Source organism: Roseivirga echinicomitans (assembly GCF_001592935.1).
Taxonomy (GTDB): Bacteria; Bacteroidota; Bacteroidia; order Cytophagales; family Cyclobacteriaceae; genus Roseivirga; species Roseivirga echinicomitans.
On sequence record NZ_LRDB01000001.1, the window covers coordinates 293597 to 317953 of the forward strand.

Consider the following 24357-nt stretch of genomic DNA (forward strand, 5'->3'; position numbering starts at 1 on the left):
CTATTTTTTTATGGGCTGAGCGCGGCCATAACTGAGTGAGCGCCAGACCCATTCAAACGGCCCAAATTGGAAATAGCTTAACCATATAGAAGAAAAGAGAATCTGAAAAACCCAGAGTGCTAATACCACCACTCCTTGAGCCGAACGGTCTAAATCACCATAGAGGCCCAAGCCGTGTCCATAAAATATATAACTACAGATGATGGACTGCATCAAGTAATTTGAAAGGCTCATTCGCCCCACATAGGATAAGCTTCTGGCAATAAAACTTCTGGTTGAAATTTTACAGAGAAGAACAATAAACCCGCAATAACCAATGGCCATTAAAACACTTCCCCAATAGTTAAACTGAGAAAAATAAAAATAACTCAATTCAAAATCCCAGCGGTAATGAAAGTCGAGTAGAACACCAGACACTACCAATGGTAAACCCAAACCTAGGCCATAAATGAGCATTTTTGATAGGTATTTTTTAGATTGCTTGCCAATAAGGGCTCCTTTCTTATAAAAAGCCATTCCTAATAACATTAACCCACTCACTTTCCAAAATACTTCTGAAAGGAAGATTCTCGTTTGCATATAAAAGGCCTCAGGAACTCTAATCAGCATTTGTTGTTCCCAACTGCCCCTGTAATAACTAATTTGATTGGTAATTTCCTGAGCGCTTGGATCCCATAATTTTGATTCTAATAATTGAAACTGACCTGGCTCCCAAAAAGGAATGCTATAGGCAAGCAGAAGCTTTAAGCCCGAACCAACCACCAAGAATATAACCCCTGACTTAAAGAGATAAGCTTTGCTCTTGCTTCGAAAGGCAAACATAAAAAAGCCACATATAGAAAAGGCCACTAAGAGATCCCCATACCAAAGAAGATAAGCATGTAAAATCCCAATAAGCAGTAAAACAAAAAATCTGCGATACTGCAATTTACTAGACCTCATGTGTTCCTTTCTAGCCTTCTGCGATATCATTAAAATGCCCGCTCCAAATAGCATGGCCAGCATGGCTGAAAATTTTCCGTTGGCGAACACATGGCTTATCAGCCAAGCATATAAATTAAGCCCTTCAAGGTTTTCAAAAGAAAGAGGATTCAAGAAGGCATAAGAAGGCATGGAAAAACGCTGAATACTCATCAGTAATATTCCAAGCACAGCACAACCTCTCAAGATATCTAGAGTTATAACTCTATTTTTAGTACCAATGGGTTGTAAAATATATGATGTACCTGCCATAACCGTAGTAATATTAACTGATTCGTTTTTAATCGAAAAATCAGTCGTTCACCTGCAAAAAAACACCATCGTTTTCAATTTTTAATGCATGAATTCTCAATGGCTTAGTTCGCTGCTCACATTCGCTTCCATCCTTCAAACTAAACCGATAGGAATGGAGCGGACAAACCACTTCATTCTTGTAATTAATTGTTCCTTCAAACAAGGAATGTTGATTATGGGGGCAAAGATGGTCAAACGCATGAAATTCTCCCGCATTTAAAACTAGGCAAATCCTATGATCTCCAATTCGAACAATACTGCGTTCATTCACTCCCATTCTTTCCAGCAATTCATTCTTTGAATCAAAGAGCTTAAAGGATTTCATTAGTTATTGATTTGCTTCATCACCTCTTCAATCGCTCGGTCAAGTTGTGGGTCTTTTCCGCTAAGGCGATCTTTAAAATTCATATTCACTAAAATATCTGGACTCACGCCTTCACTTTCCAAGTTTTTACCATCCATAGTATAACAACCCCACGAGGGTAGTCGATAGGAGGAGCCATCTACTAATCTTGCCGAACTCGTGAATATAATCCAGCGATACGTTTCGGTTCCAATTATTTTACCCAAACCCAACTCTTTAAAGCCAGCCGCTGTCATTTCTGCATCACTCAATGATTGTTCATTAATCAGCAGTACCATCGGTTTGGCACCAGCGCCAAAATTGGCCTGAGTAGTCAATTTTCCTTCACGGAATTTCCATTTTAAATATGGTTTTTGAGAAAGGAATTTAAGCACTTCATCATGAACATTTCCACCCGTGTTGTATCTCAAATCCAAAATAAGTCCATCACGATTATAGCCTTCAGAAGTCATTTCAATCAAGAATTCCTGTAATGAGCCTGTACTCATATTTTTCATATGTACATAGGCCACTTGGTCTTTTGTGGCTTCATCCACACGCTTTTGGTTGTCAGCTATCCATTCATCATACAGGTTATTTCTCAATGCGCCCATACTCGATGGATGCACTTTTACTTCTAATTCTTCCTTCCCTCTTTTTATGCCCAAGGTGATTTCTTCATCTACTGAAGGCTTAGAAAGGTAATATTCCCGATTCATTTTCGGGTTAATGACTTCTCCGTTGATTGAAGTAAGCACATCCCCCTTTCTTATGTTTTTATTTGAAAAGTCCGAAGGACCTTCGCTCACTACTTTATCAATTTCATAAGGATTCTCATTAGAGAAAAGTACACCTAGATTCAAGCTCTGAGTGCTGTAATAGGTACGTTCTTCCCCTCCACCAGAATTAAAACCCATGTGAGAAGAATTCAATTCACCCAGTAAATCATTGAGGAGCACGCGTAATTCAGCCCTACTTTTTACATGTGGAAGGAATTGAGCGTATTGGGTTTTAAGCTTAGTCCAATCGGCTCCATGAAAAGTTTCGTTGTAAAAATTCTCCTCAATACCTGCCCAAGTTTCATCATACATCTGGTCAAATTCATTTCTAAGCGATTTTCTGAAAGTGAAATCCGTTTCAATATCCGTAAGCTTGTTTTGGCTTAAATTCAACTTACTGATGGAGCCCCCATTGATTAAATAGTGGTTCTTTTTCACCGTAAGGATTTCACCTCTGGCCCTGGTCGACCCTGTTATTTTCTCTGTTTTATTCCTTTCAAAATCTTCGAGGGTAGTCATCCAAAGACCACGTTGGTTTTCATCGTGATTGGAAGAATAAATCACATAAGTCTTATCACCAGACTTGATGACATTGGGATTGCTTTGAGTTCCGAAGTTGGGGCTAATACGCTGTAAATTACGTAACCAGTTTTGATCGAAATCAATGTTGACAACCACTTTAGTACTGTCTTTCTTCTTGTCGCTCTTTTCAAAAACCTCATTTAGTTTATCCGATTTAAATTCGGCTTCATGACGAGAAAGCGGCACTCGATACACGCGGCCATCTTCCAAACCAAAAGGGTAACTCGGCTTCGTTCTGTTCGAAACAAAATAGAGGTATTTGCCATCTGGCCCCCAAAAAGGACTGGTTTCTGTCACTCCAGTTTGAGTGTAATTGCTTAACTTTTTTGTAGGAAGGTGATAGATATAAATATCATCTTCAAAATCATTTTTCACATTGAAGGCAATGTATTGGCCATCGGGAGAAAACCGTGGCTGTGAATTGTAAAGCCCCCAAAGCTCTTCGTTCGCAATCGTCTCGCTTTTCAAAGTTCCCAAATCAAGCAAACGCACTTCGTTAATTCCACTGAAATAAACTGCTTGCGTTCTATCCATATTGAACTCCAAGTTTCTATCCGATTGGTCATCTTGCGTCAGCTTCTTTTCCTTGGCTTGGTCATCAGAAGCATCAATGGTAAATAGGTTGGTATAGCCTTTTACCGTTTGGGCATACAATAAAGTTTGGTTGTCTTTAAGCCACTTTACTTCCGTCACCCTTTCCCTGTCATTGGTTTTAATCTGCTTGATGAATTTTCCGCTGATGTCAGACACAAAGAGTTCGCCCCTAGAAACAAAGGCCATTTTCTTCTCATCGGCCGAAACATCAAAAGCAGAAATATTTCCCTTTGTATTGAAATTGGTGGTTTTGGCCAGTGTTGAATTCTGGAATATAGAAATCTTCACCTTTTCACTTTTCTTGCTGGCTACATCATAAACGTATAACTGATAGTCTTTTTCAAACACCACTTTACCACCGTTGGCATTTACCTGAGGGGTTTTTATGGAAGTATTAAAACTGGTGAGTTTGATTTTACTTCCATTTTGAAAAGCATACAAATTGTACTGTTCGTTCGATTCATCCGATACAAAATATAGGTTGCTTTTTCGGTCAATTGTAGCCCACATATCTTTACCTATATAGTCGGTATGCGTGTTAAACTCTTCCGTTTTAGGGTTATATGATTTAATATCTGGGTTAAAAGCTCCTTTATAGCGTTTACGAGCCACCTGATTACTGCTTTCCCAGCTCTCATTGAAATAAATTGTGCCATCCGGGTGAATGGCCAAGTTATGTGGCCAGTTAAAAAAATGTTCGAAAAAACGGTTCGGTGTGCCGCCATTAATGCCCACCGAATAGGCTGAACGGCTGTTGTATCTGCTCGAATGAAAGTAAATGGTTTTACTATCCCACGACCAAGTTTCCATTTGATCACTTGAGGAATTAAAGGTGAGTTGCCTAATTTCTCCTCCGCCATATGGCATCAGGTAAATGTCTGTATTTCCATATTGTTCCGAAGAAAAGGCAATCCACTTACCATCTGGGCTTACGCGTGGATAACTTTCATTCCCGTCCATGGCCGTAATTCTAGTGGCGGTGCCACCATTTGAAGCTACTTTCCACAAATCACTATCGTAAGAAAAAATGATTTCGGAACCATCGGGGTTTAGACTTGGAGTTGAAGCAAAGTACACATCGCTTTGCGCATGAAGTGTCGTTGCAAAAATCAGTAAAGCGAGTATCGAGTAAGCCTTTTTCATACAAAATTGATTCATAATGGAAACATATCACATGGTTTAACCACAGTTGTACCATGTGACTAGTTATTAAATGTATCAGATTTGTACTTTACTTTCAAACGTCCGCCTTGAATCGTTTGGCTTTTGAATGAAAATACCAATTGAGTTTAAAAAACGAAACGTTAATCTTTAGCGAATAACTGATCGATTTCTTTAAATGCTTTAAACTCTAAAGCGTTACCGTCTGGGTCTAGAAAAAACATGGTAGCCTGTTCTCCTGTCTCGCCTTTAAAACGGATATAAGGTTCTATAATGAAATGAATTCCCCAAGTCTTTAACCGCTCTGATAAATCCATCCATTCACCCCAATCCAATACTACACCAAAGTGAGGAATAGGGACATCATGCCCGTCTACTGGGTTAGATTCAGGTTTATCAGCCTCCTGGCTCTTAGAGGTTTTGTGAATGACGAGTTGATGTCCAAAAAAATTGAAATCGACCCACTTTTCAGCGCTTCTTCCTTCAGCGCAACCTAAGGTTTGCCCATAAAATTCTCTGCATAGCGCTAAGTTCTGCACGGGAATAGCCAAGTGAAATGAATTAAGTTTTTTCATGTGTTTCTCTAGTTCTCTTTTCTCCACAAATATCTTTTGAGATTACTTCATTTTAAAATTGATTGAATTGCCTATTTTTGATATTTCTGCGCTATGAATGGTTTTATTAAAAAATAACAGTTGATTCAATGATTGATGCTTTAGATTTGAAAATCCTGAAAGTTTTAGAGAAAAATTCGAGGCTCTCCTTTGCCGAAATTGGAAGGGTTGTAAGCCTTTCTCCATCTGCCACAAGAGAGCGGGTGCAAAAGCTAGAAGAGAAAGAAGTGATCTCTAACTATACAGTAGAAATCAACAGTCGGTTACTTGGCTATGATATTGAGGCCTTTATCTCTGTAAAAGTATTCCATGGCAAACTCAAGTCTTTTCTAAATGTCGTAGGAACATTTCCAGAAGTAAAGCGAGCCTATAGAATAACTGGTGGCCAGAATGTTCAACTGGAAATCATTGCAAAGGACAGACTGCAACTACAGAAGCTTATCGATAAAATTATGGAATACGGTGATACGCTCACTCAACTCATATTATCAGAAGTAGAAATCGACAAAGAAAAAATTACCTACACCATCTCGAAGTAAGAACATCAAAACCCTATAAACAAGGTGAGAGGTATTTCCTAATCCGCAAAAAATCCGATCTTCGGGTGTGGAAAGTTACATGGCAATAGCTAAAGAAGTTTGCAGATCAAGAAGAACTATGAGATTCACTCATTTTATAATAATACTCCTCCTTTTAAGCATAAGTTTTTTCGCCAAAGCCCAAACCGGAATAATTCTCTTGGGTAAGAATGCCGAACCAGTGGAGGGAGCCTTGGTATTTGTACTGGGCACAAGTCAGGTGAAGGTAAGTGATCAGCGAGGCATTGTAATTTTAGAAATTACGGAAAACAGCAAAGTCAACATTACTCATGTAGGCTTCAAAACTACAGAAATTGAAATAGCGGTCGACTCTTGGCAAACCATTTCACTTACACCAAACACCACCAATTTACAGAGTGTAAAAGTTGAGGGTTTTTTAGAAAACACTGACCTCAGTGAACAAGCAGGTGCCATTTCGACCATTGGCCTCAGAGACTTACAACGCTCCGATCGAAGCTCTTTGGTACAAGCCGTAAATGCGATACCAGGTATTCGTTTTGAAGAAAGGGCTGGGGCCAGCTATCGTATTTCTATTCGCGGAAGTTCGGTTCGCTCTCCCTTTGGTGTGCGAAATATAAAGGTCTACTGGAACGACATTCCATTTACCGAACCCGGAGGAAACACCTTCATCAACTTGCTCGACCTCACCAATATTTCTGGAATCGAAATTATTAAAGGTCCTGCAAGCAGTATTTATGGTGCAGGAACAGGCGGGGTAATAAAGTTAAAAAGTACAGTGCCTGGCGATTTGAACAATAGCATTCAGGCAGCCGCCACAGCGGGTTCGTACGGGATGAACAAGGCGGATTTGATTTTTAATCAGTTAAGCGAAAAAAACAGCCTTACCGTAAAAGCGGCCATTCAAAAAGCGGATGGCTATAGAGAGCACAACGCAATGGACAGACGCACCTTGGAAATGGATGCCTTATTCTTTCCAAGTAGCAAGCAAACCTTATCCGTTTCATGGCTATACTCTAACCTGTTTTACGAAATCCCAGGAGCACTCAATCCTTTACAGCGAAGTGAAAACAGAAGACAATCAAGGCCGGGAAGTATTGACAGAAATGCTTCTGTTGATAATCAGTATTGGCTTGTAAAACTGGGCCAAGAGTTAGAGTGGGGAAGAGCCTGGAAGGGGAAAATGTCAATTTTTGGTTCGAAGATGGATTTTGAAAATCCTTTCATACTAGACTATAAACAAGATGAGCAAGATATTTTGGGAGGGAGAATGGAGGTGAGTCGGAATGTGATTATGGCTGGTTTACCTGCCTCTTTTGTAGTGGGGACTGAGCTTCAGAATTCTTCCTTTTTAGGGAAGAATTTTGGTAATGTGATGGGCCAGGCAGACACCATTAATTTTGAAGATGATATTAGTGCTAAGCAATCCATTCTGTTTGGCTCGTTCAAAATAGAACCAATAAATGATCTCTTTGTTACTGCAGGCCTGAGCCGAAATACACTGAATTACGATATTAATCGCTTAGTGGATAAGGTGAACAACAACCCCACTCAATTCAACAAGGCGTTTGAAACTGTATGGTCGCCAAGGCTGGGTGTTTCGAAAAAATTAAACAAGGATTTATCCGTTCACTTTAGTGTTTCGCAGGGCTTTTCACCTCCAACTACCACTGAAGTACGTACCAATGAGGGCAGTATCAACCGCGACATTCAACCCGAAAAAGGCACCAATTACGAATGGAATATTCGGGGCAATTTATTGGGTTCGAGACTCTCCTTTGACATGGCCATTTTTAGGTTCGATCTAAAGGAATCTATTTCATCATATACCAATGGTGATGGTGTGGTGCTTTTCAGAAATGCGGGAAAAAACACTCAACAAGGTTTAGAGTTGCAGGTTAATGGTGAATGGATTAAAGATGAAGAGCAAACTGTACAAAATTTGAGTACTTCAATTTCCTATACTCTCCATGATTTTGAGTATAAAAATTACGTGAATGATGGCGATGATTTTTCAGGAAACGCCCTCCCTGGTACAGCACAAAAAGTAGTGACCCTACAAGTAAACACCAGTTTTATTTATGGTTTAGATGTTAAGCTGAGCTATCACTACTCAGATGCCATTCCACTAAATGATGCAAACACTATGTATTCAAGACCATATAACCTTTGGAACATAAATTACAATTACCTGATCCCGAAAAAGAAAAAGATGCAATGGGAATTGTTCGGAGGGGTGAATAATATTTTTGACGTGGATTATAGTTTGGGTAACGACCTTAATGCGTTTGGCAATCGCTACTTTCAACCTGCCCCAGGAAGGAATTATTACTTTGGTGCCCGATTGAAATTATCTTACAGAGATTAAGGCTGTATAATTTGTCCGCGCTTAGGCGCTAGCAAAGTTCATTTTTAGCAGGGGCTATAGACCATTTTCCAAGCGGTCTATGCGCTGATTCACAGACTGGAGTTCTTTATGAATATCAGCCAAAGCCTCATGTAAATCGGAGTTTTGTGCTTTTTTCACCTTGTATTCACCCGCTGAGTCCGCTGCCATCAATTGTGATTCATCAAGTAGCATTTCACCCTCCCCAGTAATTAACCAGTTCAGGTTTATGTTCTCATATGATTCTTTCAGTTTTGCATAGAAATCGTGACTGGGCGAAGTACGTCTGCCATTCTCAGAAATGATATTATGAATTGTGGTACGACTAAAATCCAATTGTTTTGCCAGAGAATTCACTGACAAATCAAAATGCTTCATTAACAATTCTAAACGATCGTTTACTGACATATACAAATATTGTTCTCATATGTTTGTTATTGTAATCAAATGATTACATATTTGTTGACTCAATAGCTATTGAACCAAACATACACTCAAACATAGTTAAAAGCACCGATAAAGAAATACGATAAAAGGTTTAAGGCACTTAAAAAGGGGTCTGAAACACTGCTTGTGCTATACTTTTGTGCTATACTTTTGTGCTAACCAATAGTTCCCTAACATCTACATCCAATGTTTCGGCAATAGTGAAGAGGGTCTCCATGGTGGGCTGCATATCGTTAGTACACCAGCGTGATACAGTAGTAATGTTCTTCCCCGTATTTTCAGAAAGCCAATTATTAGTTTTTCCTTTCTCTGCCAACACTGCCTTTATGCGGTTATAAATCTTTTTATCAGCCATAAAATTATCGTTCTACACAAATTATTGATCAAAATAAGAAAATCGAAACTAGCATATCAAAATTATAATTATCGTATTAATAAACTATTATATCGTATAACGAACTATTAATTGTGTTTAACGATAATAATTTTAAATTTGGTTAAATATTACGAACGTTAAAGCTAATTCTTATGGACAAAAAAGCCCTTGCCCTTCATCTCATAAAACAAGACCTTAAATATCGCCAAATGGTGGTTGCCCAAAACAGTGTTGGTATTCACTTGGAGTTTCACCCCGACTTGGTACGTGTTATCCGTGCTTTAATGGGGCATTCCAATGTTAAAACCATAGACGCCTGGGTAGACGTTTATGTGCAAGGAATGGCCAAAATAGAAAAGATAAATTGGGGTAATGAAGCAGGGCTTTATATTGTAGCACTCAACATTTACAAATCATTAGAAAGCTTTAACTGATTTGTAAGCATCTCTTTACAGTTTGGTATTAAAACTTGATACCCACTTCCAATGCAAATAATCGGTTTTTAAGAATTAGCTCATCATAAGCTTCATTTTGGATTTTTACCTGATTAATAAAACCAAGGTTAGAGAAAATACCGGCATACACACGGGTATTTACCCCAATGTTTCGCTCTAAGCCTCCACCAAAATTACCCGCTAAATCAAAGCTTCTAAATTCACGGATGATATCAGAATTAGTAGATTTCGGAGAACTGCTCAAGCGTACTTCGGGTACAATACCAAAGTTGAAATAAATCTTAGTATCAAGAATCACCTCATTGGTGTATAGCTTTAGCAAGGCCGGAACCTGCAAAAACTCTTGGTTAAAGCTGGCTGCTCCTGTTACATTGGCGATGCTATTGGTTGACCTAGCCGTTATCCCAAAATCCTTGGAGGCATAATTGATTCCGGCACTGAAAAAATAGTTTTCTTTGAACTGATAATCTACAAAAGCACCGATCAAAAACTGAACGGAAGAGCCGTCATCATCATAATTTGTACTTGTACCATCTGTACTTGGCTTTGAATAGGTTAGGGTTGGCCCTAATTTGATACCAATATTATAATCTTGCGCTACAGCTGCCACGCTAAACAATGATAACAAAACCGCTGCTAAAGTGAATTTTCTCATGGGGAATAAAATAAATGAATACTTTTGTCATTTAAAATTAAGTATGAACAAAAGCTGGACTATTAGTTTCGTTTTCTTGTTGGTTATGGCTTGTGGCAAAGATGACCCTTGCAAAGACATCCCAAATATAGCCCTTGATTTGGACTATACGAGTTTGGTAGACCAAATTCATTCAGTGGAAGATACAGCGGCTTTAAATGATTTTTTAGAAGCCAACCCAATCGTACGTGATTACTTCTTTTTAGCGGCCGATTATCCATCTAAAGCGGAGATGCTTACCGAGGTTTTCAACCTGATAAAAAACCCGTTTGTGGATACGCTGTATCAGCAAACCAAACAAATTATTGACGAGGCACAGTTAGAACAAGACTTAGAAACGGCATTTAAACGTATAAAATCTTATTATCCTGAATACAGGGTACCCAAAGTTCAAACCGTTTACTCCGCTTTTGGTAACGATGTATTTTTCTCTGACACTCTAGTCATTATTGGTATTGATTATTATTTGGGTCCAGAAGCTTCTTACCGACCAAATGTCTATGATTACCTATTGGTAAGGCTTACTCCTGAGCACCTCGTTCCGCACATTGTTCAGTTCTCTTCTTTAAAATTCAACGATACGTTTGACAATGGTGAACGTACTATTTTAGAGGAAATGGTGTACTACGGAAAAGCACTTGAGTTCACAAAAACCATGTTGCCTTGCTTACCTGATAGTTTGATTATGGGTTATGATGGTGAAAGCTTGGCCTCGTCCATTCGAAGTGAAGGTTTTCTTTGGTCGTATTTTGTGGATAATGCTTTACTATACGACAAGAACCCACTCAATTTATCCAAATACATTGATGAGCGCCCAGGAATTCCTGAAATTGATCCCATTTGCCCTGGCAGAATTGGCCAATGGATCGGCTGGCGTATTGTTCAGAAATATCAAGAAGAAAAGGATTTGGACTTTACAGCGTTGATGAAGCTGACAGACGCCAATGACTTTTTGTTGCAGTCGAGGTATAGGCCTAAAAACAATTAAACTCCCTTGGTTGATTCTAAAACTGCAATCAATTTTTGTACTTGTAATCGCTTCGAGTAAAGCTTTTCTGCAACAATTCGCGCATTGTTTTTATAGGTATCTAGTTTATCTTTTTGTTCAATAAATGGTGTGATCTTCTGAATAAAATCATTCGCGTCTTCAGGATTAGTATAGAAACCGCACTTATTTTCCTCCACCAAATCCTTTGTCCAGCCAAGCGAGTTCACAATCGTAAGTTTACCAGCCGCTAGGCTATCAAACATTTTATTGGGGCTGTTGGTACTCAAAACAGGGAAATTGGCAAAAGAGACATAAGTCGCATCTGTTACATTAAGTATTCTTCGTACCCCTTCTTTGTTCTGATGACCGTAGAACTCTACATTTTTGAGTTTTTTTAGGTAAGCCTCTAATTTAACCTGATGTAATTTAGCCCCTTCACCCACAATCTTAAACTTGATATTCAACCCCATTTTTAAGCACTTCTCGGCTGCCTCCAGCAAAAACTCGAGGTGATTCGTAATACCAATACTACCCAAATAGGTAATTACAAAAGCATTGTTCACATTATAAAAAGAAGTCAGCTTTGGGTCTTTTAACTCCTTACTAAAGAACTCGCAATCTGCCATATTCGGGATCATATGTACTTCCTTTTCAGGAACCACTTCTCTAATCCAATCTTCCATTCCAGGGGAAAGCGCTATGATTTTTTCTGCACGCTTGTATATTTCTTTCTCAAGTCCGTATAGCCACTTTTTCAGCCAGCGGGACTTAATTGCACCAATCTGAATAGGCGCAGTAGGCCACAAATCGCGCACTTCAAAAATATAGGGTTTGTTCAACCTCTTCTTCAACCAAAGACCAACCAAGCCCACGGTTAAAGGTGTAGAAGTCAAATACGCCAAGTCAAAACTCAAGTTTTCTTTTGAAATCAGTTGCTTTGATTTCTTTTGAAACGAATAGAAAGAATAAATGCGCTTAAGAAAGCCTAAGTCGTTGCTGTAATAAACAGGCAAGTAATGGACTGTGATTCCATCAATTACGGTTTTTTGATAAATGCCTTCGTTGTGGCTTGTAATCATTTCCACTTCAAAGCCTTGATCCACCAAGCCTTTGGCCAAGTAGTAAGAGCGAATGGCTCCTCCTTCTTGAGGCGTTTTAAAATATTGGTGGATATACAGAATTTTCATGGTGAACAATCAACTGGCCTAACGCACGATTCCTTCCTTTTTCTCGAAATAACGGCAAAAAGAAGTTAAAGCACACGATTCGCATTTAGGAGTTCGCGCTAAGCAAGTATAGCGACCATGCAATATCAGCCAATGATGAGCCAATGGAATTACCTCTTTTGGGAGATGACTTACCAACTGTTTTTCTACTGCCAATGGAGTATTGGCATTCTGATTTACCAAACCCAATCTTTTCGACACCCTAAACACATGCGTGTCTACTGCCATGCTGGGCTGATTCCAAACCACGGAGGTAATTACGTTGGCCGTTTTTCTACCCACACCCGGTAGTTTCTGCAAGTCCTCAATGGTTTCGGGAACTTCAGAATTAAAATCTTCCACCATCATCTTTCCCAAGCCCAAAAGGTGCTTGGTTTTGTTGTTGGGATATGAAACGGTTTTTATATAGGGAAAAAGTTCGTCAAAATGAGAAGCCGCTAAATGGGCCGGAGTAGGAAAATCTTGAAACAATTTGGGCGTCACCAAATTGATTCGTTTGTCAGTGCATTGCGCACTCAAAACCACAGCCACTAGCAACTCAAACGGATTGCCATATTGCAGTTCCGTTTCGGCCTGTGGTTGGTTTTCACTAAAGTATGCTATAAAAGCCTCGTACCTCTGCTTCCTCGTCATGCCCCTAAATTAGGCTATTTCAAGGAATGAAGGTCATAGGATTTAGAGTAACTTAGTATTTTGTCGATAGTCGACTCAGAAGGTACTCGTTCAGCAGCCGTTATTAACATCACTGTTTGCTCAAGTTCACGCAACTCATGCGACAGCGAGCCATTTAAAATGGCGGCAGTTTGAATTTCGATATTTTCTTCTGTGTCGGTCTCCTGATATATGTATCTGATCAGGTCATTCTGGGTAGATGTTCTTATCATACGCAACGTTCGTTTTGTCCATCTTTTTTCTAAGATTGATGAGCGCATAACGCATACGACCAAGGGCGGTGTTGATACTAACATCTGTTACTTCCGCAATTTCCTGAAAGCTCATTTGCATGTAGTGTCTCATCATAAGAACTTCTCGCTGTGAATCGGGTAGCTCTTTTATTAACTCCCTAAGTAACGCGTGTGTATCTTCTTTTATTTGACGATCCTCGATAGATTCTTCAGAAAACTCTAAGCTGTTGAACACATTGCTGCCATCTTCCATCACAATAGTTGGGTATCTCTTGGCCTTTCTAAAGTGGTCAATCGCTAGATTATGTGCGATTCGGCTCACCCAAGGCAGAAATTTACCTTCCTCATTGTAGCGTCCAGACTTTACTGTATTCACCACCTTGACGTAAGTTTCCTGCAATAAATCTTCTGCAAGATTATGGTCTTTTACAATCATAAAGATTGTAGTAAAGATTTTATTTTTGTGACGAGAGACTAATTCCGCGAATGCGTCTTCATTACCGTTTTTGTATAGCGATATCAATTGGCTATCGCTTACTTCATATTTCCTCATGTTAGTTATTGTTAGGTCTAAGTAGAGGTTTATATCATACGGTAATGTTTAGTTTTTAGAAATGGATTAATAATAAATACGATCTCAAATGTATTGATTCAAATATAGATTACAAATATTTGATCGTGATTTTTAATTTTCAAGCTTTAGGCTAATGCCTTCAAGACTATCACAAAATTTTACTCAAGTATAATGCCAGAGTTTAGAATTTAATTCTGAAAAAGGTAATTATTTTCAATTAACAATTAGTTGCCAGCTCTGTTATCTTTGCAATCTTATGAATTCAACAACACTTAACCGCCCTACCCCTATTGACGACTTGAACCCTAGAGAGTTCATTATCATTAAAGGAGCTAGGGTAAATAACCTTAAAAGTATCGATGTGGCCATTCCAAGGAATAAATTGGTGGTGGTTACAGGCCTTTCTGGTTCAGGTAAATCATCACTGGCCTTTGATACGCTTTTTGCGGAAGGGCAGCGGATGTATGTGGAAAGTTTGAGTTCATATGCCCGTCAGTTTTTAGGCCGAATGGAAAAGCCTGAGGTCGATTATATCAAAGGGGTTTCGCCTGCCATTGCCATTGAGCAGAAAGTAAACAATAGAAACCCTCGTTCTACTGTAGGGACGACCACAGAAATTTACGATTACCTGAAATTACTCTTTGCCCGTATCGGTAGAACTTTTAGCCCAGTGAGCGGCAAAGAAGTAAGCCGCGATAGTGTTACGGGTATCGTAGAGTTTTTAATGGCCAAAGAAGAAGGCACCAAGTTGATGATTCTTTGTCCGCTTGTTCAGAAGGAAGAAAGAAGTGTAACAGAGGAATTGAGTTTACTGCTGCACAAAGGCTATACCCGTGTGGTGGCAAAAGGCGAGCCTTATTTTATAGAAGATTTACTCAAGGACGGGAAAGACATTGTTTCAAAGGACTTGGAAATTCTGATTGATAGAGGCGTAGTCGCCCACAACGAAGACACCAAATTCCGTTTTTCAGATTCAGTACAAACTGCGCTTTTCGAAGGCCAGGGAGATTGTATAATTGAAATTCCGGGCGAAGGCCGAACGGCTTTTTCCGATCGATTTGAGGCAGACGGAATTCTGTTCGAAGAGCCAAGCGTTAACCTATTCACTTTTAATAATCCCTTTGGCGCTTGTAAGCGCTGCGAGGGTTTTGGGAAAGTTTTAGGCATCGATATCGACTTGGTGATTCCCGATAAATCACTTTCTGTATATGAGGGAGCTATAGCCCCTTGGCGCAGTGAAACCATGAATAAATGGCTGCAACCGCTATTAAAACATGGAATAGAATTTGATTTCCCTATTCACAGAACTTATGCGGAACTGACTGACAAAGAGAAGCAGCTGCTTTGGACAGGCAACAAATTCTTCAAGGGGCTCAATAAGTTTTTCGAGCACTTAGAATCGAAAACACACAAAATTCAGTACCGCGTAATGCTTTCGCGTTACCGCGGCCGCACCGACTGCCCTGAATGTAAAGGTACAAGGCTAAGAAAAGATGCAGCCTATGTAAAAGTGGACGGCAAGAGCATCACAGATGTTGTTCTAATGCCAGTGAAGGATGCGGCTGTATTCTTTGAAACGCTTCCACTTACAACGCATGAAGAAAAAGTAGCGAAAAGACTACTTCAAGAAATTCAAAACCGACTTGAATATTTAGGCCGCGTAGGCTTAGGTTACCTTACCCTAAATCGGCTTACAAGTACTTTATCGGGAGGGGAATATCAACGCATTAAACTGTCCACCTCCTTGGGCAGTGCCTTGGTGGGTTCCATGTATATTTTGGATGAGCCTAGCATTGGTTTACATCCGCGCGACACTGATCGATTGATTTCTGTTTTGCTTACCCTCCGCGACTTGGGCAATACGGTGATTGTAGTAGAGCACGAAGAAAAAGTGATGCAAGCTGCGGATCAAGTCATCGACATTGGGCCAGACGCGGGTACGCATGGTGGTGAGCTTATTTTTCAGGGCACCATTGACGAATTGATTCAAAATGGCACAGGCCACACCGCAAACTATTTGAGTGGAAGGGAAAAACTGGAGATTCCCGCGCAAAGAAGAAAGTGGCGCGACTCACTTAAAATTAAAGGCGCCAGAGAGAACAACCTGAAGAATATCAATGTGGATATTCCATTGGACGTGCTTACTGTCATTACGGGGGTAAGTGGTTCGGGGAAATCCACCTTAGTAAAGAAAATTCTTTACCCTTCATTGGGTAAAATGTTAGGTACCGTAGGTGAGCAAACAGGCAAAATGGATGCGCTTGAAGGTGACACCAAAAAGGTAACCCAAATCGAGTTCATCGATCAAAACCCGATTGGCAAGTCCTCCCGATCGAACCCCGTTACCTATGTAAAAGCCTATGATGCCATCAGGGCATTGTATTCAAACTTACCACTATCAAAACAACGCGGTTATAAGCCCGCATTTTTCTCCTTTAATGTAGATGGCGGCCGTTGTGAAACTTGCCAAGGTGAAGGCGTAGTTAAAATTGAAATGCAGTTTATGGCCGACATTCAGTTGACTTGCGAAAGTTGCAAAGGTCAGCGTTTCAAACAAGAAATTCTGGAGGCCAGGTACAACGACAAAAGCATTGCCGATGTACTCGACATGACGATTGACGATGCCATGGACTTCTTCGCCAATGAGAAAGCAGTACATAATAAACTGAAGCCTTTGCAAGAAGTAGGCTTGGGCTACATCCGTTTGGGCCAATCTTCAAACTCCCTCAGTGGAGGCGAGGCACAGAGGGTGAAACTGGCTTTCTATCTAGGAAAGGGCAAATCGAATGACAAGGATCATATTCTATTCATTTTTGATGAGCCCACTACCGGACTTCATTTCCATGACATAGACAAGCTCATGAAGGCGATCAACGCACTGATTGAACAAGGCAATTCCGTCATCATTATCGAGCACAATACCGAAGTCATCAAACTAGCCGACTGGGTTATTGACCTTGGCCCAGAAGGCGGACAAGAAGGCGGAAACATCACTTTTACCGGCACCCCAGAAGAAATGATAAAGCTCAAAGACAACTATACCGCGCAGTATTTGGCTGCTGATATGAGTAAATAAACTTTTCCAACAATAAGCTAGACAGTGACTGTAATACCTGATATATCAAGTATTACAGTCACAAAACTCAATATATTTATGGTATACGTCATAAATGTGACTGATAAATAATGTTAGCCAAAAACTTATCGACACAAAATAACCTTTCCACTTCAAGATTATTTTGAAACAAAATTTTCATTGTTAGGATTCCTTACTATATTTGCAATGCAATAGTGCAATAAATCAAATTCTATTAAAATGAATAAATCAATTTTTTATCATGCAGGATGTCCTGTATGTGTAAGCGCAGAACATGACATTGTTAATTTAGTTGGAGCTGACAATGTTGAAGTTGTCAATATTGGCGAAAACCGAGTAAGAATATCAGAGGCAGAAAAAGCAGGTGTTAATTCTGTACCTGCATTGGTAACACCAAACGGTAACACACTTCATATCAATTTCGGTGCATCTATGGCAGATGTAAAAGGGTAATATTTAATTATTATAGTTAGGATTCCTAATCTATAATAATATTCTAACTTCTAAAAACAATTCATGATGAAATCAATACTCATATTACTGTTAACAACCTTACTATTAAGCGCTAAATCTTTTGCGCAAAAACACCAATACAAAAATGACGACTTCAACATTAAAGAAGTAAGCGTAAGTCACGAACCCAATCTCGGAGTTACTGTTTGGGAAATAAGAGTCAATGGAACAGCAGGAAAAACAACACCGACAAAAGTTGGACAGCTTGATGGCGCACCAGTTTTAGGATATGTGTTTCCCACCAGTTTAAAACCAACTGATGTAGGTTTTAATCAAACAGACGGTATTGTGGCACTTGCCCTAACATCTCATCCCGATTTTGACGATACACCTCTGTGGGACGAGAATAACGACAAAGTGTATGATAACGATGGCCTTGTTTGGCATCCGCACTGGGTAATCCTACACGAAGATGAGCGAGTAGCAGGTGGTCTTTCTGTAAAACAATTTAAAAAAGCAGATGAAACAGTTGTATTGCCACCAACTAACCCAGGAATGCCAATGTATATGGATTCACCAGGTTATCCTGTTACCGCTAAAAGCAATACCATAAAAGTTATAGTCCCTGATTACCGAATGAACAACAAAACGGACTTCAATTATGATGGTGTAACAGCATTTATGCAAGTAAACACAAGCAATGAAAACTTACCAATGCTAGGCGTTTACGAAGTTTTTAGCGTAGCAAGTGGAGATTTATCTCTACCGTATAAAGTCAAAAAGTGATACTATGAAAATAGCGATTTGGGACACATATGTAAAAAGGGAAGATGGCAAGGTTATGCATTTTGATATTTTAGTGCCAAAAAGTGTAACGGATGAAAAAACCATATTTGCCTATGGTAAGGCTTATCTAAAAACCAAGCCTTTTCCAACTAATCAATTATCTGCGGATGAATGTCGTCTTTGCCATATGGAGCAAGCTACCAAAGATACTATCTTGTCAATTGAACAAAAAGGATATTCAATTATAGAAATGGAAAATTGCAGTTAATTTAATTAGGATTACTAACTTTGCCTGTCGAACTAATCTCGGCAGGCTTTTTTATGAAAGAAAGTACATTTAACCCGAATCAACAAGAAAAGGATATTTCGAGTAAAATCGTTGCAGGGTTGGAACGAGTTTCAGAAGTATTTAAAATCTTGTTATGGGAGAAAGCCAAAATGGTTGGTTTAAGTCCGATACAAATTCAGATACTTATTTTCATAGCATTTCATAAACGGAGTTTATGCAACGTTAGCCATCTTGCAAAAGAGTTTAACGTAACAAAACCAACTGTAAGTGACGCTGTTAGGATTTTGGACAAGAAAAGGCTTATCATAAAGGACTTTTCATCATCAGATAGTCGAAGTTATTCAATATTATTATCGGATTTAGGCAATGATATAGTTTCTCAAACGAATGACTTCTCAAATCTGTTAAAAAAGGAAATTAATGGTTTTTCGCAATCCGAATTAGAAAGTTTGTTCGGAACTTTAAGTCAACTGATTTTCAAATTAAATCGTAACGGAATATTAAGCGTTCAAAGAACTTGCTACGGTTGTAGGTTTTATGAAAGAAATCAAGAAATTGATTATTGTTACCTACTTCAAAAAGAATTATTGAACAAGGAAATCCGATTGGACTGTCCAGAATACGAAGAAAAAGCCCGTGGTTAACAATGTAAAATTATGGCTAAGTGCTAAACCAAAAAGTAATCGCCTACAAACTACCCTACTTTTCTTATACTAAGCGTTACACTAGTCATTCTTTTACCCTTCTCCACTCAGACATTTTCAATTCCGTAACCCTTATTCTCTACTCCAATCCCTTGCATTTCAAGATTACTTTTTCACCAATTTCTTAGAGAATCAACCCCCTCTAAACAACTTCTTACATTTCAACGCCCACTATTAAACACCCGAATCAGTTTGCCGTCTTCTTCGTCAGAAAGTAAATAGAGTTGCCCTCCAGGAGAAACAATTGCTTTTCTTAACCTCACTCTGCTGTTGATGAAGAGTTCTTCGGCACTTATGATTTTATCGCCATCCACCACCATTCTCCACAAGCTGCCTTTGCTCAACCCAGGCACAATCAAATTACCTTTCCATAAAGGAAATTCTCTACCTGAGTAAAAGGTCAATCCTGTTGGTGCAACAGTGTGTTCCCATGAATATAATGGATCGGTAAAAACGGCTCCCGAAATCGCCTTTGGTTGGTAATCCGTTCGGTAACTGCCCCTAGTAACATTAGGCCATCCGTAGTTTGCGCTTGGCTTCAGAATGTTCAGTTCATCTCCTTGGTTTGTACCGTGTTCACTAAACCATATATCTCCCGTTTCTGGATGTATGGCCAGGCCCTGCGAGGCACGAATACCAATGGCAAACAAACCCTTAATCGCACCCGATCCAAAATCAGGGTTGTCTTTTGGAATACTCCCATCAGGGTTAATTCTGATGACCTTTCCTCGCTTGTCTTTTACATCCTGCGCAACTGGAATTTCAGGGTTCATATACTCAAAGAAGTTACGCTCACCAATGGTAATGTATAGCTTGCCATCCCTGCCGAAGATCATTCCGCCCCCATAGTGATAGAGCCCATGCACATAAGGTTCTGCTACAAAAAGCGTCTCCACCTCTTTCAGCTCTTTGTCAATCAGCTTTCCGCGAATAACTTTGATAGTGCTGGCGCGCGCTTTATTCTCCGCGGCATAGGACATATATACATAGTTATTTTGGTCAAAGTCCGGGTCGAGGAGCACCTGAAACCAGCCAGCATTGGCGCTTAGGGTTTGCCCATGAAGACTATTAGGGAAAATGCCTTTCTCAAATTTCGTAGAGTCAACCCGCACGGCCCTCGCCACATCCTTTGGTAATCCTGAAACGGCTTTCCGTTCTTTGGTTTCCAAATTAACGCGAAGAAGGCTGCCATCCTTTTCAGCAATAAGCACATCATTTTCTGAAAGAAAGGCCATGCTCCAAGGCCTGTTGAGCCCCGTCAGTACAACTTCCTTTGCTGGGTTTGGCGTGAACGCTTCAGGCGCTTTGGGAATCGGTCCGGCTGAAGTGGCCTTGCCCACAATTTTCCAATGACCAAGGATCTTTTTAAGCAAGAGTAAATCATGATATCGATTCCCAAAAGATGGAATATCAATCTCTAATTTGGCATAAGCCACATCTTTCACAATCTCAATGCCGATGATCTTTGATGGCCGATTATTCAACGTGCCTGGCGCTTTACGCCCATACAACCCTGCATACTCTTCGGAGGTCATAAAATAGGCCGAGTCCGTCCCATTATAAAGAAACATTCTGGTACCCGGATGGAAAGCCATGGCTATCGAGTCTGGATAGTTATACTGGGTACCCACAATAAATTGATTGAGTATTTTCGTGATTTGCTCATGATCTGTTTGGGCAAAACACGGGCTGATACTTATGACAGCCAGAAAGATGAATGCTTTAATTTTCATTGGATGAATTGATTTGTTCAGCCAAGATTACGAGCAGTGCCGTCAAGAAATCGAATTAATCGGAGATAAGAAGTCCAGAATGATCATTCTGGAGTTATTTGTAGCTTATGCCACCAGTTGGTGGCTCTTTCTATACTCCGAGGGGGTGGAATTCGTGATCTTTTTGAATGCATCAAAGAACGATGACTTGGAGCTAAAGCCTGCTTCAAAGCCGATGCCTTCCAGCGAAAGTTCATTTCTGGTGTGAATCAATTGCTTCGCTTCTTTCACCCTAAACTCTTTCACATATTGCGCAAAGCCATATCGGTACTCTTCATTCAATAACTTGGACAAGCTGTGCTTTGAAAGCCCAGTCTGTGCGGCCAGGTCGTCCAGTTTAAGTTTCTGATTGATATATGGTTTTTGCGTATCCATCAGCATATTCAGTTCCTCCAGTTTTTTTGAAGCATTAGCAAGGGGTTGGTCGGTAGATTTGGGTGTAAAAAATTTGCTTGAAATCAACATCCTTCCCAAAAGAAAATATAAGGTAAAGGAAAAAATAAGTGCCCCCCAGATGTAGGTAAACAAACCATACAGCGCCATCTGGTAGGTCAAATTGATGATGAGCAGGGCAATGGTGAGTATGGCCAAATGCTGCTGTGGCTTACTCATTGCGGAGGGCTTCAGTATTACAGGTTTCAGCATTTTAACAGCGTAGTACAAACCCATTAATGTGAATACGCCCCAGGTAATGTAGATTCCATAAACAACATAACCTCTCCATACATCGGGCTGCGTTCGGTAAGGATAGATTAAACCGATGCTTACAATAGATACCAGAAGGAGCAAGAGCAGCATAACATCCTTGGTATGAATTTTCCGATGCTGCCTGTAAATGGCTTTGGTGTAGAGGTAAAAGAATGGCCCTATAAAAGTACAGGCAGAAAGCCCAATTTGAAGGATCAGTAAGTCTACATTATCTTCAAAATAATAGAAAACAGATTTACCAATCCGTAAGCTCAATACCAATAACAGTCCGCCCAAATAGGCATTCGCGACTTTGTTCTGGTTGCGGAAAACCAGAAAAGCACCAATCAATAATCCGTTGATTACCCCCAAACTAGAGAGCAAATAAAGTACTGACATCTTGAGGTTTTAGAATGATAGGATAAAGATAGAAAAAGACTCCATCTATCTAACGGTTCGGTTTAGTGCAGGTTTCTTTAGCTATTTTTAGAAAATATTTTGACGCTTTAAAGGAATGCTTTTTCAAATCATGAACGAACTAATGACTTCTACATCTTATATATAAGTATAAACATCATATATTTTTAATATATTTATAGCAATCAGTCATGGCTGAAATGGAACTCTTTGAACAAAAAAAACGCACTTATACAGGGCCTTCAAACCACAATGAAAATCCGTATGGCTATTACGATAGAAGTGCAAGAAAAGATATTTCTGTTATCCGCGAAACTTTAAATGAGTGGTTTAGGAAATATCCAAATGATGAAAAGCTAGAATTAAGAAACAGTTTCAAAAAGAAGTTTGATGATTGTTTTTATGAGTTATTCCTCCATCAACTTTTTACCAAACTCGGATTTGATATTCAAGTCCATCCTGATTTACCCAATACTTCCAAAAAACCAGATTTTTTGTTAAAAAAAGGAGACTTAGAGCTTTATGCCGAAGCAAAAATCGTAAAGAATAAATCTCATCAGCAAGAGGCCATTGAAAGGAAAATCAACGAATTTTATGACAATATAAGTAAACTCGACTCGAAAGGATTTCTCTTAATCATCGACACATTAATTCTAAAATCTAATAACCAACCAAGTACGAAGAGATTAATAAAAAGAATTGAAGAAGAAATAGAAAAGCTTGATCCAGATTTGGTTACTGAAGAAATTTCGACAAAAGGTTTTGAGAGTACTCCTATTATAGAGATAGAAAATGAGGATATTCTACTCAGAATAAAACCAATCCCAGTTGTTAAATCAGCAAGAGATAAAAAGAAAAGACCTATCGGAATGTACCCCATGGAAAGCTTTTGGGGTGGAGGTGAAGATTCGTTAAAAGAATCTATTTCTATGAAGGCTAAAAGATATGGCAAATTGGATAAGCCATTCATTGTTTGTGTGAACACTTTGGACGTCAAGACTTCCGGAACACATGATATTGAAAATGCTATTTGGGGTTCATCAGCAATATCTTGGTCTACTAACCCAGATAATAAAGATGAAAAATGGATAAGGAAAAGAGACGGAGTGTTTTTAGGAGAGAAAGAACCCAAACTGAAGAGTTTATCAGGTGTTTTAGTAACGAAAGTATTTACTCATAATATTCCCGTTGCAAATTATTGGTTATATAAACATCCTTTTTCTGAAAATGGGCTTGAATTTAATTCTCTTGGACTTAAATTCAATTTCGTTGAGAATGGTAAAATCAAATCAGAGTTGGGAGATGATTTGGGTAACATTCTAAAAATTGAAAACGATTGGTTAAATAAATAAAAGCTTACAGCACTGTGTAAAAATGTATTGAAACGCATTTTACACTAAACGTTAAACACAATTCAGAACAACATTAAATCGAAAAGAATTGGGGAAAAAAATTTAACCGATAGCATTGAAAAAGAAATCTTCAATACAACATCGGAATTAACTCAAGATTATGCTGAACTCGCTTTTGACACTTTAACGAATAAGAGTCTTTTAAGCAAAATTCCTATTGTCAAATCTTTAGTTTCCTTTTATAAAATTACATCTTCAATTGTTGACAGAAATAATGTTAAGAAAATATTGATTTTTTTAGAACAGTTTCATTCAAAAGGTATTGATGAAAATAAACTAAAAAAGTTTAAAGATAAATTTAACGAAAACAGCAAACACCGAAATCACGTTTTAGAAACAATTTTATTACTAAACGAAAAATTCATTGATACAGAAAAATCAAAAATATTAGCAAATTTATTTTCTGCGCACATAGAAGAAAACTTGACTTGGGAGGATTTTTTTAAAATATCATTCATACTGTCAAATCTGAATCCAGCAGCATATCTATTTCTAGAAAAACATGTTGACAAAGACTCAAAAATTAGAACAAAAATGTACGAATCGATTGAGGGAGAAGCTTTACTTATGGCTTGCGGAATTGGTACAATGTTCGAGCAACAATTTAAACCAACAAGAACAGCTATAAAACTTTATGAATATGGATTAAAGCCTCTGAAAAATAAGCGCAGTGTCTAACAAAGTGCATAGAGCATAGCTACTTCAGGCTTTCCCGAAGGTCGCTGCATATTCTCAAAGTCCACCAATCTGAAAATTATTGTAAATTTAGATGCTACGTTGCATG

Annotated in this window: 24 protein-coding genes; 11 read left to right on the top strand and 13 right to left on the bottom strand. The window is 39.0% G+C overall.

Going from position 1 to position 24357, the window contains the following annotated elements; all coding sequences use genetic code 11:
• The 4 genes from AWN68_RS01330 to AWN68_RS01345 all read right to left on the bottom strand — a co-directional run bounded on the left by AWN68_RS01330 (position 1) and on the right by AWN68_RS01345 (position 5309).
• On the bottom strand, positions 1–1233 hold the full coding sequence (locus tag AWN68_RS01330) for a DUF418 domain-containing protein (protein ID WP_068410348.1): 1233 nt from the start codon (positions 1231–1233) through the stop codon (positions 1–3).
• Between the two features lie 40 nt (positions 1234–1273).
• Positions 1274–1600 (bottom strand): Rieske (2Fe-2S) protein, encoded by a 327-nt coding sequence (locus AWN68_RS01335; protein WP_068410351.1) that lies wholly within the window; start codon positions 1598–1600, stop codon positions 1274–1276.
• Positions 1600–4716, bottom strand: coding sequence for a S41 family peptidase (locus AWN68_RS01340; protein WP_068410354.1), 3117 nt, complete (start codon positions 4714–4716; stop codon positions 1600–1602). Before AWN68_RS01340 ends, AWN68_RS01335 begins: the two co-directional genes overlap by 1 nt.
• A 161-nt stretch (positions 4717–4877) precedes the next feature.
• A complete protein-coding gene (locus AWN68_RS01345) occupies positions 4878–5309 on the bottom strand; it encodes a VOC family protein (RefSeq protein ID WP_068410357.1) in 432 nt (143 codons plus the stop codon).
• A gap of 128 nt (positions 5310–5437) precedes the next feature.
• Here AWN68_RS01345 and AWN68_RS01350 point away from each other — a divergent pair, with 128 nt between their 5' ends.
• Both AWN68_RS01350 and AWN68_RS01355 read left to right on the top strand, forming a co-directional pair.
• Positions 5438–5887, top strand: coding sequence for an Lrp/AsnC family transcriptional regulator (locus AWN68_RS01350; protein WP_068410360.1), 450 nt, complete (start codon positions 5438–5440; stop codon positions 5885–5887).
• A gap of 118 nt (positions 5888–6005) precedes the next feature.
• Entirely contained in the window at positions 6006–8273 is a 2268-nt protein-coding gene (locus AWN68_RS01355) for a TonB-dependent receptor (protein WP_068410363.1), read from the top strand.
• Between the two features lie 54 nt (positions 8274–8327).
• On the opposite strand, the gene AWN68_RS01360 is transcribed toward AWN68_RS01355, so the two are convergent.
• Both AWN68_RS01360 and AWN68_RS01365 read right to left on the bottom strand, forming a co-directional pair.
• Entirely contained in the window at positions 8328–8699 is a 372-nt protein-coding gene (locus AWN68_RS01360) for a helix-turn-helix domain-containing protein (RefSeq protein ID WP_068410366.1), read from the bottom strand.
• A gap of 181 nt (positions 8700–8880) precedes the next feature.
• A complete protein-coding gene (locus tag AWN68_RS01365) occupies positions 8881–9093 on the bottom strand; it encodes a helix-turn-helix domain-containing protein (protein ID WP_068410369.1) in 213 nt (70 codons plus the stop codon).
• Between the two features lie 173 nt (positions 9094–9266).
• On the opposite strand from AWN68_RS01365, the gene AWN68_RS01370 reads away from it, so the two are divergent.
• A complete protein-coding gene (locus tag AWN68_RS01370) occupies positions 9267–9548 on the top strand; it encodes a hypothetical protein (RefSeq protein ID WP_068410372.1) in 282 nt (93 codons plus the stop codon).
• 28 nt (positions 9549–9576) lie between these two features.
• On the opposite strand, the gene AWN68_RS01375 is transcribed toward AWN68_RS01370, so the two are convergent.
• Complete coding sequence (locus AWN68_RS01375; protein WP_068410376.1) at positions 9577–10224, bottom strand: porin family protein; 648 nt, start codon at positions 10222–10224, stop codon at positions 9577–9579.
• 43 nt (positions 10225–10267) lie between these two features.
• On the opposite strand from AWN68_RS01375, the gene AWN68_RS01380 reads away from it, so the two are divergent.
• A complete protein-coding gene (locus AWN68_RS01380) occupies positions 10268–11251 on the top strand; it encodes a gliding motility protein GldB-related protein (protein ID WP_157716022.1) in 984 nt (327 codons plus the stop codon).
• Here AWN68_RS01380 and AWN68_RS01385 read toward each other — a convergent pair.
• From AWN68_RS01385 to AWN68_RS01400, 4 genes are read right to left on the bottom strand one after another with little or no spacing between them, the layout of a single operon-like run.
• Positions 11248–12438: a glycosyltransferase family 4 protein gene (locus tag AWN68_RS01385; RefSeq protein WP_068410382.1), complete on the bottom strand. Its 1191-nt coding sequence runs from the start codon at positions 12436–12438 to the stop codon at positions 11248–11250. The genes AWN68_RS01380 and AWN68_RS01385 overlap by 4 nt on opposite strands.
• Before the next feature lie 18 nt (positions 12439–12456).
• Positions 12457–13110, bottom strand: coding sequence for an endonuclease III (nth, locus tag AWN68_RS01390; RefSeq protein ID WP_068410385.1), 654 nt, complete (start codon positions 13108–13110; stop codon positions 12457–12459).
• 14 nt (positions 13111–13124) lie between these two features.
• Positions 13125–13361, bottom strand: a complete 237-nt coding sequence (locus AWN68_RS01395) for a hypothetical protein (protein WP_068410387.1) — start codon at positions 13359–13361, stop codon at positions 13125–13127.
• A complete protein-coding gene (locus tag AWN68_RS01400; protein ID WP_068410390.1) occupies positions 13336–13935 on the bottom strand; it encodes an RNA polymerase sigma factor in 600 nt (199 codons plus the stop codon). Before AWN68_RS01400 ends, AWN68_RS01395 begins: the two co-directional genes overlap by 26 nt.
• Before the next feature lie 277 nt (positions 13936–14212).
• Here AWN68_RS01400 and uvrA point away from each other — a divergent pair, with 277 nt between their 5' ends.
• The 5 genes from uvrA (at position 14213) to AWN68_RS01425 (ending at position 19225) form a co-directional block, all read left to right on the top strand.
• Positions 14213–17032 carry an excinuclease ABC subunit UvrA gene (gene uvrA, locus AWN68_RS01405; RefSeq protein ID WP_068410393.1) on the top strand — a complete coding sequence of 940 codons (2820 nt, stop codon included), beginning with the start codon at positions 14213–14215 and terminating at the stop codon, positions 17030–17032.
• Between the two features lie 240 nt (positions 17033–17272).
• Positions 17273–17506 (top strand): thioredoxin, encoded by a 234-nt coding sequence (locus tag AWN68_RS01410; protein ID WP_068410397.1) that lies wholly within the window; start codon positions 17273–17275, stop codon positions 17504–17506.
• A gap of 63 nt (positions 17507–17569) precedes the next feature.
• Positions 17570–18292 carry a hypothetical protein gene (locus tag AWN68_RS01415; protein ID WP_245657917.1) on the top strand — a complete coding sequence of 241 codons (723 nt, stop codon included), beginning with the start codon at positions 17570–17572 and terminating at the stop codon, positions 18290–18292.
• Between the two features lie 4 nt (positions 18293–18296).
• Positions 18297–18560, top strand: a complete 264-nt coding sequence (locus AWN68_RS01420; protein ID WP_068410400.1) for a DUF2024 family protein — start codon at positions 18297–18299, stop codon at positions 18558–18560.
• Between the two features lie 20 nt (positions 18561–18580).
• On the top strand, positions 18581–19225 hold the full coding sequence (locus tag AWN68_RS01425; RefSeq protein WP_221405691.1) for a MarR family transcriptional regulator: 645 nt from the start codon (positions 18581–18583) through the stop codon (positions 19223–19225).
• A 221-nt stretch (positions 19226–19446) separates the two neighbouring features.
• Here the strand turns inward: AWN68_RS01425 and AWN68_RS01430 are convergent, their stop codons facing one another.
• Positions 19447–21018 carry a PQQ-dependent sugar dehydrogenase gene (locus AWN68_RS01430; RefSeq protein WP_068410406.1) on the bottom strand — a complete coding sequence of 524 codons (1572 nt, stop codon included), beginning with the start codon at positions 21016–21018 and terminating at the stop codon, positions 19447–19449.
• A gap of 105 nt (positions 21019–21123) precedes the next feature.
• Positions 21124–22143 carry a helix-turn-helix domain-containing protein gene (locus AWN68_RS01435; protein ID WP_068410410.1) on the bottom strand — a complete coding sequence of 340 codons (1020 nt, stop codon included), beginning with the start codon at positions 22141–22143 and terminating at the stop codon, positions 21124–21126.
• 209 nt (positions 22144–22352) lie between these two features.
• On the opposite strand from AWN68_RS01435, the gene AWN68_RS01440 reads away from it, so the two are divergent.
• Both AWN68_RS01440 and AWN68_RS01445 read left to right on the top strand, forming a co-directional pair.
• Complete coding sequence (locus tag AWN68_RS01440; protein WP_221405692.1) at positions 22353–23513, top strand: hypothetical protein; 1161 nt, start codon at positions 22353–22355, stop codon at positions 23511–23513.
• A gap of 288 nt (positions 23514–23801) precedes the next feature.
• The gene (locus tag AWN68_RS01445; RefSeq protein WP_068410412.1) at positions 23802–24251 is read left to right on the top strand and encodes a hypothetical protein; all 450 of its coding nucleotides are present in this window, start codon (positions 23802–23804) and stop codon (positions 24249–24251) included.
• Positions 24252–24357: the final 106 nt, after the last annotated feature.